10 protein-coding genes are annotated in these 11,940 nt (G+C 37.1%); all 10 read left to right on the forward strand.

The features are described from left to right. Positions 1 to 50 precede the first annotated feature (50 nt). The 10 genes from E7B10_RS00310 to E7B10_RS00355 all read left to right on the forward strand — a co-directional run bounded on the left by E7B10_RS00310 (position 51) and on the right by E7B10_RS00355 (position 11,832). Positions 51 to 899, forward strand: coding sequence for a hypothetical protein (locus tag E7B10_RS00310; RefSeq protein ID WP_118091537.1), 849 nt, complete (start codon positions 51 to 53; stop codon positions 897 to 899). After that, complete coding sequence (locus E7B10_RS00315) at positions 881 to 2,203, forward strand: type II secretion system protein GspD (protein ID WP_118091538.1); 1,323 nt, start codon at positions 881 to 883, stop codon at positions 2,201 to 2,203. Before E7B10_RS00310 ends, E7B10_RS00315 begins: the two co-directional genes overlap by 19 nt. Before the next feature lie 28 nt (positions 2,204 to 2,231). Continuing rightward, the gene (locus tag E7B10_RS00320) at positions 2,232 to 4,151 is read left to right on the forward strand and encodes an ABC-F family ATP-binding cassette domain-containing protein (RefSeq protein WP_118091539.1); all 1,920 of its coding nucleotides are present in this window, start codon (positions 2,232 to 2,234) and stop codon (positions 4,149 to 4,151) included. 120 nt (positions 4,152 to 4,271) lie between these two features. Beyond that, a complete protein-coding gene (locus E7B10_RS00325) occupies positions 4,272 to 5,420 on the forward strand; it encodes an ABC transporter substrate-binding protein (RefSeq protein WP_118091540.1) in 1,149 nt (382 codons plus the stop codon). A gap of 16 nt (positions 5,421 to 5,436) precedes the next feature. Beyond that, complete coding sequence (locus E7B10_RS00330; protein ID WP_024061206.1) at positions 5,437 to 6,318, forward strand: branched-chain amino acid ABC transporter permease; 882 nt, start codon at positions 5,437 to 5,439, stop codon at positions 6,316 to 6,318. Continuing rightward, positions 6,318 to 7,331 carry a branched-chain amino acid ABC transporter permease gene (locus E7B10_RS00335; RefSeq protein WP_024061205.1) on the forward strand — a complete coding sequence of 338 codons (1,014 nt, stop codon included), beginning with the start codon at positions 6,318 to 6,320 and terminating at the stop codon, positions 7,329 to 7,331. Before E7B10_RS00330 ends, E7B10_RS00335 begins: the two co-directional genes overlap by 1 nt. Before the next feature lie 11 nt (positions 7,332 to 7,342). Then, positions 7,343 to 8,104 carry an ABC transporter ATP-binding protein gene (locus E7B10_RS00340; RefSeq protein ID WP_004697257.1) on the forward strand — a complete coding sequence of 254 codons (762 nt, stop codon included), beginning with the start codon at positions 7,343 to 7,345 and terminating at the stop codon, positions 8,102 to 8,104. 1 nt (position 8,105) lies between these two features. Next, complete coding sequence (locus E7B10_RS00345) at positions 8,106 to 8,816, forward strand: ABC transporter ATP-binding protein (RefSeq protein ID WP_118091541.1); 711 nt, start codon at positions 8,106 to 8,108, stop codon at positions 8,814 to 8,816. Positions 8,817 to 9,224: 408 nt separating this feature from the next. Beyond that, entirely contained in the window at positions 9,225 to 9,968 is a 744-nt protein-coding gene (locus E7B10_RS00350; protein WP_287510754.1) for a polysaccharide biosynthesis/export family protein, read from the forward strand. Between the two features lie 37 nt (positions 9,969 to 10,005). Further along, complete coding sequence (locus tag E7B10_RS00355; protein ID WP_118091543.1) at positions 10,006 to 11,832, forward strand: nucleoside-diphosphate sugar epimerase/dehydratase; 1,827 nt, start codon at positions 10,006 to 10,008, stop codon at positions 11,830 to 11,832. The last annotated feature ends 108 nt before the right edge of the window (positions 11,833 to 11,940 follow it).

The raw sequence follows: 11,940 nt of genomic DNA on the forward strand, positions 1-11,940 counted from the left end.
TTGTAGGATTTTAAAAGAGCCTCCTAGAATATGTCAGCAGGAGGTGGATTATGAATTTACGAGACTATATAGAACGTATGAAAATGTGGATTGATAAGCAGCATTTTATTATGCGCCACTATAAGTTTGCACTTGGTATTTTCCTTATCATTGCGGTGGCCCTTTTAGGTATTGGTATTTTTTATCCTCATGAGGAGGAAAATGTTCATATTAGTTTAGATCAATCTAATGGTAGAGATGGTAATCAAAATGAACGAGGCTCAGAGAAATTATCAAAAGAAACAACACATGGTAATAGAACAGGGAAAGGAAAGAACTATTTTAAAGATGAAAGTGATATAAAAAATGTAAAGGATAGAGAGGTAAAAAGCAATGTTCATGGACGATTATTATATGATATTACCGGTGTTGAGCGAGCAAATCCTTGGCGAGAGGTTTTTAAAGATATTCCTATAGATGATTTACTTGGTCAGAATAAGATGACTAAAGATAGTAATGGCAATTTCGTTGATATAAATAATAATTTATATGAGTCCGATGATGAAAAGAGTACTTTTGGAAAAGCGGAAGATAAAAGTCGTAGAAATGGAAAATATCAACAAAAAAGAAATAATAAAAAGCATAGTGGTAATTATATTGAATTAAAATCTAAAGATACTAGTGCTAGACGAGTTGGATCCAGTATACAACCTACTATAAGTAATCCTATCAAACAACATCCCATAGAGCTTATAGGTATTATTGAGGGACAACAGAATATTGCCATTTTACGAAAAGGTACAGAGGAACAAATGGTTAGTATAGGAAGTGTGTGGAAAGAAATATCAGTATCTAAGATAACTGCAAGTGGTGTAGAAATTATTGAAGGAGGTTCATCACGGTGGCTAAGAATCGAGTAAACTTTCTAGGTCTAAAATATATAGATAAGATTATAGTGATAGTTATATTGCGAATAAGCTTATGGATGGTCGTCATGCTTGTAACTCCGTTCATGGTATTTGCTAATAGTACTGATAGGATAGGTACTAATAGAAATGATAGAATAACTGCTAGTAGTTCTGAAACTATCGTAAATAGTAGTGAAGTAGATAAAAATGAAAAAAAGGTTGGGAACGAACTCATAACGATTTCTGTACGCAATGCATCCTTAAAGGAGACCGTCTTAGGCATTTGTCGTAGTTATGGTATATCCGTAATTGGTGTAGAGTCGTTAAAAGGGAGTATTACGGCCACTGTAAAGGGAGAATCACCAGAAGCAATTATTAATGAATTAGGTAAGTTATATCATTTTTCCGTATCGAAGGAGCATAATACCCTTCTTATTGATTCTGATGATGAAAAACTTGAAAAAAGAGAGCTATATGTTATATCACCTGAACATTTGCCGGCTGAGTCTTTGAAAAATGTGGTAGGCACAGTGGTAAAAAATGATAAAATGGCAGTGCTTTCAGAACAAAACGAAGTAATTATGCATTTGACGAGTGGAGAAAAGCGACGTGTAGAAACCTTAGTACGTGCTATCGACAAGGAACCAAAACAAGTGCAATTAGAAGCTACCATCATTGCTATGGAACAATCCTATGCTAAGGAACAAGGATTTAGATGGTCTTGGCTTAGCTTGACCGGCCATGGAGAAGATAAAACACATTCCTATGGTGCCGTTACCTTTGGCAAAACTCCGACTGGAGAGGCCTATAAGTTCTTTGTAAAACCAGAGCTAAGTCTTATGGAAAGCTCAGGTAAAGCCGTTCTAATTGCAAAGCCATCTATTATGGCTCTCAATGGTGAGACTGCACATATCTTGATAGGTGAAAGAATACCAGTTATAGAAGAATCGGAAGTGAATGGAGAACGAAAGCGTTCTACTCGTTATGAAGAGGTGGGCATTAAGTTGAATTATACTCCTATTATTACTGCTGATGATGGTGTAGATGCTAAAATACATGCAGAGGTGAGTACACCTATTATGGTATCTGAAATGAAAGCCTATAAAATAAGCACACGTCAAGCACATACAAGAGTACGATTACAACCAGGAGAAGTGCTGGTTATTGGTGGACTCATGGACAATCGAGATCAACATCAAATACAAAAGATACCTATTTTAGGAGATATCCCTTTGTTAGGAAAATTATTCCGTCATAGTCGAAAAACAAAAGACTCTATAGAAATGCTAATGTTAGTGAGGGCAACTGTGGTATAATGAAGAGTAAATGATTAGGAGGTTGTGAATGGAACGCATTCGAATGATAGGCCTTGGAAAATCGTTTGGAGTGCGCCAAGTATTTTCCAATGTGTCCTTTGAGTTAAAAGAAGGTGATCGACTCGCCTTGGTAGGCCCTAATGGGGCTGGAAAATCTACCTTGTTAAAGTGCATATTAGGCTATGAAGAGCTGGATGAAGGTAATGTAGTCAAGTCGCCTGTTGCTAGTATTGGCTATTTACAACAAGATGTAAATCTGGGGGATGATAGCCTTGCTACAGAAATAGAAAAGGCTTGGGCCGATGTTCATGCATTGGAAAAACAATTAAAAGAACTCACTAGTCGATTGGAATCTGAAGAGGCTAGCGAATCGGATTTACAACGCTTAGATTATTTACAGAATCGTCTAGAATGGTTAGGCGGGTATGACTACGAGCAAAAGACAAAGCGCATAGTCTATGGTCTTGGTTTTACTGACGATGACTTAGATAAGCCGGCTAATGCATTTTCAGGTGGTCAAAAAACACGTATTAACTTAGCTAAAGCATTAGTACGTAGTCCCGATTTTTTATTCTTAGACGAACCAACTAACCATTTAGATATGGATATGCTGGAGTGGTTAGAGGGGTACCTATCTGCCTATCAGGGTGGAATTTTCATTGTAAGTCATGACCGGTATTTTTTAGACCGTATTGTCACAGGTGTTGTAGAGTTAGATAATCACAAGGCTACAACCTATCGCGGTAACTATAGTCGGTATATTCAACAACGGGATGAACGCTTAAAGGCAGATATGGTGGCTTATGAAAAACAACAGGAGTACATTAAGAAAACAGAGGCTTATATAGATAAATACCGTGCTGGTATCAAGTCTAAAATGGCTCGTGGTCGTCAGTCTCAACTCAATCGATTAGAACGTCTAGAGGCACCTGTTACTTCACATCATTTACAATTTTCGTTCCCTCCTGCAGCAATGAGTGCCGATAAGGTTTTAGTACTAGATCGCTTATCTGTAGGATATGGTGAAAGTCGTATTATTAATGATATCTCTCTTGTTGTTCGACGTGGTGAATCCGTAGCACTTATCGGGCCTAATGGAGCTGGTAAGTCTACACTGGTGAAAACTATTGTAGGAGAATTATTCCCTGAAAATGGTCATGTAGATATTGGCAATCGGGTACAAGTGGGTTACTTCTCACAAGAGCACGAAGAGTTGCACGATTCTTGGCAGGTAGTAGAAGAGATTATGAATCACTTTAACTACAGTGAGGATAAGGCGCGTAATGTGCTTGGGTCGTTCTTATTTAAAGGTGATGATGTATTTAAGCTAGTAGGTGAATTATCGGGTGGTGAGCGCGCTCGTTTAGCTTTGCTTAAGTTATTTCTTCAAGGCGATAATTTCCTAATTTTAGATGAACCGACCAATCATTTAGATATTCCTACACGAGAAATCGTAGAAAGAGCATTACAACAATTTGAAGGGACTTGCTTTATTATTTCTCATGATAGATACTTCTTAGATCAAGTTTCTACAAAAACAGTAATTCTAGATGAAGGTAAAATTACAGAGTACCTCGGTAATTATTCATACTATAAGGAAAAGCTGAAAGAGCAAGAAGACTTATTAGCATTAGCTAATGAGAAAAACTCTGAGAGCAGTAAGCGTGATAGTAAAGCTACTCCTACTAATGAGTCAATGCTTTCAGCATCAGAAACTATAGAGGAAAATCAGAAGAAGCCAAATGCTTATATGGTAGAAAAACAATTAGCTGAGGTAGAAGCTGAAATTGCTCGCCTCGAGGCGACGATGAAAATGTATGAGGTGCAATTAGCTAATCCTGTAGTACAACAAGATTTAGATGAAATGTCTAAAATTTCCATACAAATTGAAGAGACTCAAACTGAGTTGGATTCATTATATGAGAAGTGGGAACGGCTATGTGAATAGCTTTTTAATGTATATATTATTAAGGAATTAAAATCATTTTCTTTTAATTGACAAAAGATTGAAATTTCTCATAATATAGGTATAGAATCAAAGTTTTATGTTTTAAAGGAAGGGTGTAACATGAATAAATCCATGTTAAAAAAAGCAGTCATTTTTGGCCTTGCTGGTGTAATGGCAGTTGCTGCTGGTTGTGGCAGCAATAAAGATGCAGGTAATGCAAATAGCAATGAAGCTAAAATCGCATTGTTGACAACAACAACTGGTGGTGCAGCCGCATATGGTGAGTCCATTAAAGCTGGTGCAGAATTGGCAGTAAGCGAAATCAATGCTGATGCAAATGCTGTAAAAATTAACTTATTAGTAGAAGATACTAAAGGTGATAAAAACGAAGCAATTAATGCAATGAATAAAGTAATTTCTAAGGATAAAGTTGTAGCTGTTATCGGCCCAATGTTATCTGGTGAAATGATGGCAGCTGGTCCTGTAGCAAACAAAAGTAAAATCGTAGCTCTTGGTACATCTACAACTGCTGAAGGTATTACAGATATCGGCGATTACATTTTCCGTAATGCTGTACCTGAATCCTTGGCAGTAGATACTGCAATTAAAGAAGCACATAAAACTTTAGGCTTCAAAACTGCAGCTATTATGTACTCCAACAATAATGACCAAATGGTATCTGTAAATAATACAGCTCGTAAAGCATTGGAATCTGAAGGCGTACAAATCGTTGATACTGAAACATTTGCAGATAAAGATACTGATTTCTCTGCACAATTAACTAAGATTCAACAAGCAAAACCTGATGTTATCGTAGTTGCTTCTCTTTACCAAGAAGGCGCATTAATCATGAAAAAAATGCGTGAAATGGGTATGAATCAACCTGTAGTTGGTTCCAATGGCTTTAACAGCCCTGAATTCATTAAAATTGCAGGTGCTGCAGCTGATGGCGTTATCGTAGGTACACCTTGGTTCCCTAACAAAGACGATCAAAAGGTAAAAGATTTCCGTAAAGCTTATAAAGATAAATACGGTAAAGAACCAGACCAATTCGCAGCTCAAGCTTATGATGCGGTATACCTCTATGAAGCAGCTTTGAAAAAAGCAGGTTCCACTACAGATCGTGAAAAATTCCGAGAAGCTTTGAAAAATATTGCTGACTTTGTTGGTGTAACTGGTCAATTCAAGTTCAACGAAAAACGCGACCCTTCCATGGAAGTTCAAGTTTTACAAATTAAAAACGGTCAATTTGACGCATTAAAAAAATAAAAGTTGAGGTAGTATAGTGTTTTTACAACAATTAGTTAACGGGTTAACCCTCGGTAGCTTATATGCTGTACTCGCTATTGGCTTAACACTTGTGTTTGGCGTTTTAAATATCATCAACATGGCACACGGAGGCATCTTTATGATAGGTGCCTTCGTTGGTCTTTTTATGGTAACTGTTTTTGACGTTAACATTTTTGTAGCCCTTATCGTAGCTATGGCTGTCGGTGCTATCCTTGGTTATCTTTTAGAATTTGTGGCGCTTCGTCCACTTCGTAAGAAAAAGGTGTCTCACTTGGCACCACTTATTAGTACCATTGGTGTTTCTATTTTCCTTGAAAGTTTGGCACTATTGCTTTGGGGCCCTCAAACTAGATCGTTCCCACCAGACTATATTGGTGGCCTAATCGACTTTGGAGCTTTCAAAATTTCCATGGTACAAATTATTGGCTTAGGCGTTTCTATTGTTTTAATGCTGATTCTTAATATAGTTATTAAGAAAACTAAGATTGGTAAGGCTATTCGCGCTGTATCTATGAGTACGGAAACAGCAGCTCTCTTGGGTATTAATCCAACAATGATTATATCTGTTACAGTTATGATTGCATCTGCTTTAGGTGCTGCTGCAGGCGTGTTGGTAGGCTTGTCCTTTAATGCTATTGAGCCTACGATGGGGGTTATTATAGGCTTTAAAGGCCTTGCAGTACTTATCTTAGGTGGCCTTGGTAATATTACAGGTGCCATGGTTGGCGGCTTCATTTTAGGCGTAGCAGAAATCTTCTCTGTTGCATATGGCGCATCTACATTCCGTGATGCTGTGGCCTTTGGTCTCATCATCCTATTATTATTCTGGCGCCCACAAGGCTTGTTTGGATCTAAAGATAAAGGGGGGAGACCATAATGGATTTATTGAACCCGTATTATCTACAGATCGTGATGTTTTTCATCATCAATGCCATCATGGGTATTTCAATTTATTTCACACTTGCAAGTGGTCAGCTTTCTTTAGGGGCTGCTGGCTTTATGAGCGTTGGTGCATATGTAGGCGCTATCCTTTCTTTGAAAGCTGATTTGCCTATCGTTTTAGGCATTATCATTGGTGGTTTAGTTGCTAGTCTTGTAGCCGTTATTATCGGTTTACCAACAACACGTCTTCGCGGATTATATCTTGCCATTGCTACTCTTGGTTTTGGCGAAGTTGTGCGTGTTATTTTCTTGAATTTGGATATTACTAATGGTGCATTAGGCCTTTCTGGTATTCCATCCATTCCTCAAGAATTAACAAACTTAGCCTATGAACTTGATATCGATGGTTTAATGGGCATTGATGCTGTTGCATGGGGCAATCTAATGGCTATCATTATTTTGTTAGCTATTTTAGTATTGATTATCGCCTTTTGCGTACGAATCAATAATAGCCGTGTGGGTCGTGCCTTTGCAGCGATTAAGGCTGATGATCATGCAGCAGAATTGATGGGGATTAACGTTGTATACTACAAGATGATGGCCTTTATCATTGGTGCTTTCATCGCTGGTATTGGCGGTGGTTTGTATGCTCATATTACAAACTTTATAAATCCTACAGACTTTAGCTACCATAAGGTAGTACAAATCTTATTATTCCCTGTATTTGGTGGTTCTAATGTAGTATGGGGCTCCGTATTAGGTTCCTTTATTCTTACATTATTGCCAGAAGTATTGCGCTTCTTATCCGATTATCGGGATATTATCTATGGTGCATTACTCGTTATCTTGATGGCAGTTCGCCCAGATGGTATTTTAACAGAATCTATGGTAGACAAAATTAGTCGTAAATTAGGTTTTAAAAAAGCTCCATATATTCCTGAATCACAAGTGTTGACAGAACGTTTTGAAGCATATAAACGCAAACAACAAGAAGAAAAACAAGGATAGGAGGGAACTGAATGCTATTAGAATTAAATGACGTAAGTAAAAGCTTTGGTGGCGTTGCAGCCCTCACAGGAGTATCTTTTGGCGTTAAACAAGGTGAAGTATTTGGTGTTATTGGTCCAAATGGTGCTGGTAAGACGACACTGTTCAACTTGATTACAGGTGTATTCCCAGTAAGTTCAGGCGAAATTGTTTTTGATGGTATGTCTGCTGTAGGCATTAAGCCTCATAGAACTGTTGAAATGGGCATTGCTCGCACATTCCAAAATATTCGTCTCTTTGGCAATATGACTGCTCTTGAAACTGTTTTAACTGGTATGCATTGTCGCACTGGCTCTGGATTTCTGTCTAGCTTTTTGAAAACAAAACGTCAACGTATTGAAGAAGAACGTTGCCGTGGTATTGCCTATGAATTTTTAAAGCTTGTAGGGCTTGAAGCTGATGCGGAAGAGGTTGCCACATCATTACCGTATGGTAAGCAACGTCGTCTTGAAATTGCTCGTGCTTTAGCGACACATCCTCAGTTAATTTTACTTGATGAACCGGCAGCCGGTATGAATGATAGTGAAACTGAAGTTCTGCGTCAATTGATTGGCAAGATTCGTGACCTAGGTATTACTGTTGTGGTTATTGAACATGCCATGGAATTAATGATGAATATCTGTGATCGTTTGGTAGTACTTAACTTTGGCAAGAAAATTGCTGAAGGTACACCTCAAGAAATTCAAAATAATGAAGCTGTAATTGAAGCATACTTAGGTAAAGAAGAGGTGTAATATGTTAAAACTAGAAAATATTGTGGCTGGTTATGGACATATTACAGCCCTAAAAGATATAAGCCTAGAGGTTCCACAAGGTTCGATTGTATCTCTTATTGGCGCTAATGGTGCTGGTAAGACTACTACGATGAAGACTATTATGGGACTTGTAAAACCCACATCTGGTCGAGTGATTTTTGAAGGTCAAGATATTACAGGTCGTCAAACTTATCAAGTTGTAAAAAATGGTATCTCTTTAGTTCCTGAAGGGCGTCAAATACTACAAGATATGAGTGTTTATGAGAACCTTGAAATGGGTGCTTATACACGTAAAGATAAAGAAATCGAAGCAGATATTAAAAAGGTATTTAAACGATTCCCTATTCTCGATGAACGAAGCTATCAATTGGGTGGTACTTTATCTGGTGGTCAACAGCAAATGCTAGCTATTGGCCGTGCACTTATGGCTCGTCCAAAGTTGTTATTACTAGACGAACCATCTATGGGGCTTGCGCCTTTAGTAGTAAATGAGATCTTTGAAACAATTAAAGAAATCAGTGCCGATGGAACAACAGTTCTTTTAGTAGAACAAAATGTACGCCAAGCATTAAAGATTGCTGATTATGCGTATGTTTTGGAGACTGGTAAAATGGTATTATCTGGATCTGCTGATGAAGTTCGCCATAATCCTCGTGTTATGGAAGCTTATTTAGGCGGTCGTGTTGAATAAGTAATTATATAAAGCGATCATTAGTGTCAAAAACTTTGAATAAGGTGTATATACTAGATTTCTAGTATATACACCTTATTTTTTATCACTAATTCTGATAGAAATAGGAGCACTATGTGAGCTGATAATGAAGTGAGTTTATAAAATTTTTATTATTTTTGAGAAAATCAATAATAAATCTAGTGAATTAGGAATGAAAAAAGCAAATAATTATTAATGAACATATATTGAAAATACTGTATTTTTAAGGGATCGTTGTTGAAGATTTTATGAAGTTCGCCTAGAAGATACTATATTTGTAGAAGTATATTTAAAAAAATGATAAAATAGCATGACTGATTTTTTAGATATAAGATACATCAATAATTAAGTGATGAATTAAATAAGTTGAATAAAAAAGAGGTAAGTATGAAGAAGAAACAGTATATGATGATGGCTACATTCTTATGTACTACAACAATGGTCATGGCTGCACCAGTTAATATAAATACTAATCAGCCTTATAATGCTAAGAATGTACAAATGGAAGGCCATGCACCATTGGAAAATAGTGCATCTGTAATTAGCTCTGATAAAGAATATCGTCTGCATCAAGGCGACGAACTAAATATTCAAGTGGTTCAGCAGGCAGAGCTTGGTAAACGTAATGGTAATGACATTGTGTATACCGTCAGACCAGATGGATATGTATCGTTTCCTATGGTTGGTGCTGTAAAAGCAGATGGCTTAACTGTAGATGAATTTACGGCTGAATTACAGCAAGGTTTGTCTCGTTATATCATTAATCCTGATATCACAGTAAATGTATCGAAATTGGGCGGTGTTCGCGTATATGTATTTGGTGAAATTAATAAGCCTGGCGCCTATACGTTGACTAAATCTAGTACAGTTATTGATGCGATTGGGGCTGCAGGTAGTTTTAACTGGGATACAGCAAAGAAGAAAATTTACTTGATTCATCAAGATAATCCAGAGAAACCAATTCCTATCAATTTGAATCGTATTTTACAAACTGGAGATATGTCTGAAAACTACATCATGCGTGAAGGTGATATTCTTTACTTAACTAAGAATAGTCGTATCAACTTTGCTCGTGATATTGCTCCAATCTTAACAGGGGCTTATATGGTATCACGAATAGGTAAGGATTAAAGATAAGGCGATATCTATCATATAAGGGGGCGTTTTTTTGCGTTCATATTTATTACCATCCATATTGTTTATTACCGATATTGTGACGATTGTAATCGTTGCTTTTATCAGTCTTTTTATTCGATTTGATGGGCACATAGAACCTCAATATATTAATCAAATGGTGGATGCACTTCCGTTATTACTTATTTCGTATATGTTGATGTTCTTGATAATGCATTTATATACACGTATTTGGCGATATGCAGGGATGCGAGAGGTATTAGCAGTATTTGTAGCGACTACAATTGGTACGGCTTTATTCTATTCCTCTATGTTTGTATTTGGTAAGTCATTACCACGTTCTGTCTATTTTATTACATGGTTCCTCACTACAGGTGCTGTTGGTATGGGACGTATGTTGCTTCATTATGTGGCACTTCACTATAGCAGTGGGGACGATGGTGAAAGTGGCCAAGTGAATACATTGATCATAGGAGCCGGTGATGCAGGTGCAACTATAGCTCGTGAAATTGAACGATATCATAAGCGTTCTCGTCGAGTGATTGGTTATGTTGATGATGACATGTTTAAACATAATCGTCTTATGAATGGTTTTAGAATTCTAGGTAATCGTGAAGATATTCCAGCATTAGTTGCTAAGTATAAGGTAGAAGAAATAATTATTGCCATGCCTTCTGTGAAGCGAGATATTATTCAAGAAATCATGGAAATCTGTTCTCCTTTAAAATGTAAAATCAATATTTTACCGGGGATGTACCAATTGCTTGATGATGAAGTTCTTGTATCTCATTTACATCCTGTTTCAATCGAGGATTTATTGGAGCGTGATGAGATTCAGCTCGATACGTCCAAGGTTGAAACATATCTTAAGGATAAAGTAGTTTTAGTTACTGGTGCGGGGGGCTCTATTGGTTCTGAAATTTGTCGTCAAGTTTTACGTGTAAAACCTAAAAAGCTATTGCTCCTAGGTCATGGTGAAAATAGTATTTATCTTATTCATCAAGAATTGCGCAATATTGTGCCTCAAGATACATTGATTCCAATTATTGCAGATATTCGTGATAAGAATCAATTAGAACAAATTTTCAAAAACTATAATCCTGATGTAGTATTTCATGCGGCAGCTCACAAACATGTGCCTCTTATGGAAATCCAGCCAATTGCTGCGGTATTAAATAATATTTATGGTACTCGTAATGTTGCGGATGTAGCCGGAGCTCATGGGGTAGATCGATTTGTTATGATTTCCACGGATAAAGCGGTGAATCCAACTAGTGTTATGGGCGCTACAAAACGGGTTGCTGAAAAAGTTGTACTTGGTATGAATCATACATATGATACTAAGTTTATAACAGTTCGTTTTGGTAATGTACTTGGTAGCCGTGGTTCGGTTATTCCTTTATTTCGTAAACAAATTGAAGCAGGTGGTCCTGTAACCGTTACAGATCCAGAAATGACACGTTATTTCATGACTATTCCTGAAGCCAGTCAATTAGTACTTCAAGCTGGTGCCATGGGGAATGGAGGAGAAGTGTTCCTTTTGGACATGGGTGAACCGGTTAAAATTGTCGATTTGGCTAAGAATATGATTCGCCTTTCTGGCTTTGAGCCTAATAAGGATATTCGTATTGAATTTACTGGCTTACGTCCAGGTGAAAAGTTATATGAAGAACTATTAACTGCCGGAGAAGGTACGAATACTACTACGCATAAGAAAATTTTTGAAGCAGCTCTAGAAGATGTTGATCAAGAATGGCTGAGTCGTGAAATAGAGCGCTTTGATACATGTAAAACTGATATAGATGTAATTAATGTATTGCAGGATATTATTCCTACATACGATCCAAATCATAATGTATAGGTCATGGACGATACATTTATTACCCGATATATGTATAAGACTATTTTAATTTTGATACATTATGCCTTTATTGAGAGGGTTAGGTACAGTTAATATTCTAAGTGGGAG

This window comes from Veillonella sp. (genome assembly GCF_032470285.1).
GTDB lineage: Bacteria > Bacillota > Negativicutes > Veillonellales > Veillonellaceae > Veillonella.

Coding starts and splice junctions, on each gene's coding strand:
- E7B10_RS00310 (WP_118091537.1), top strand. CDS start 51: ATGAATTTACGAGACTATATAGAACGTATGAAAATGTGGATTGATAAG.
- E7B10_RS00320 (WP_118091539.1), top strand. CDS start 2,232: ATGGAACGCATTCGAATGATAGGCCTTGGAAAATCGTTTGGAGTGCGC.
- E7B10_RS00325 (WP_118091540.1), top strand. CDS start 4,272: ATGAATAAATCCATGTTAAAAAAAGCAGTCATTTTTGGCCTTGCTGGT.
- E7B10_RS00335 (WP_024061205.1), top strand. CDS start 6,318: ATGGATTTATTGAACCCGTATTATCTACAGATCGTGATGTTTTTCATC.
- E7B10_RS00340 (WP_004697257.1), top strand. CDS start 7,343: ATGCTATTAGAATTAAATGACGTAAGTAAAAGCTTTGGTGGCGTTGCA.
- E7B10_RS00345 (WP_118091541.1), top strand. CDS start 8,106: ATGTTAAAACTAGAAAATATTGTGGCTGGTTATGGACATATTACAGCC.
- E7B10_RS00350 (WP_287510754.1), top strand. CDS start 9,225: ATGAAGAAGAAACAGTATATGATGATGGCTACATTCTTATGTACTACA.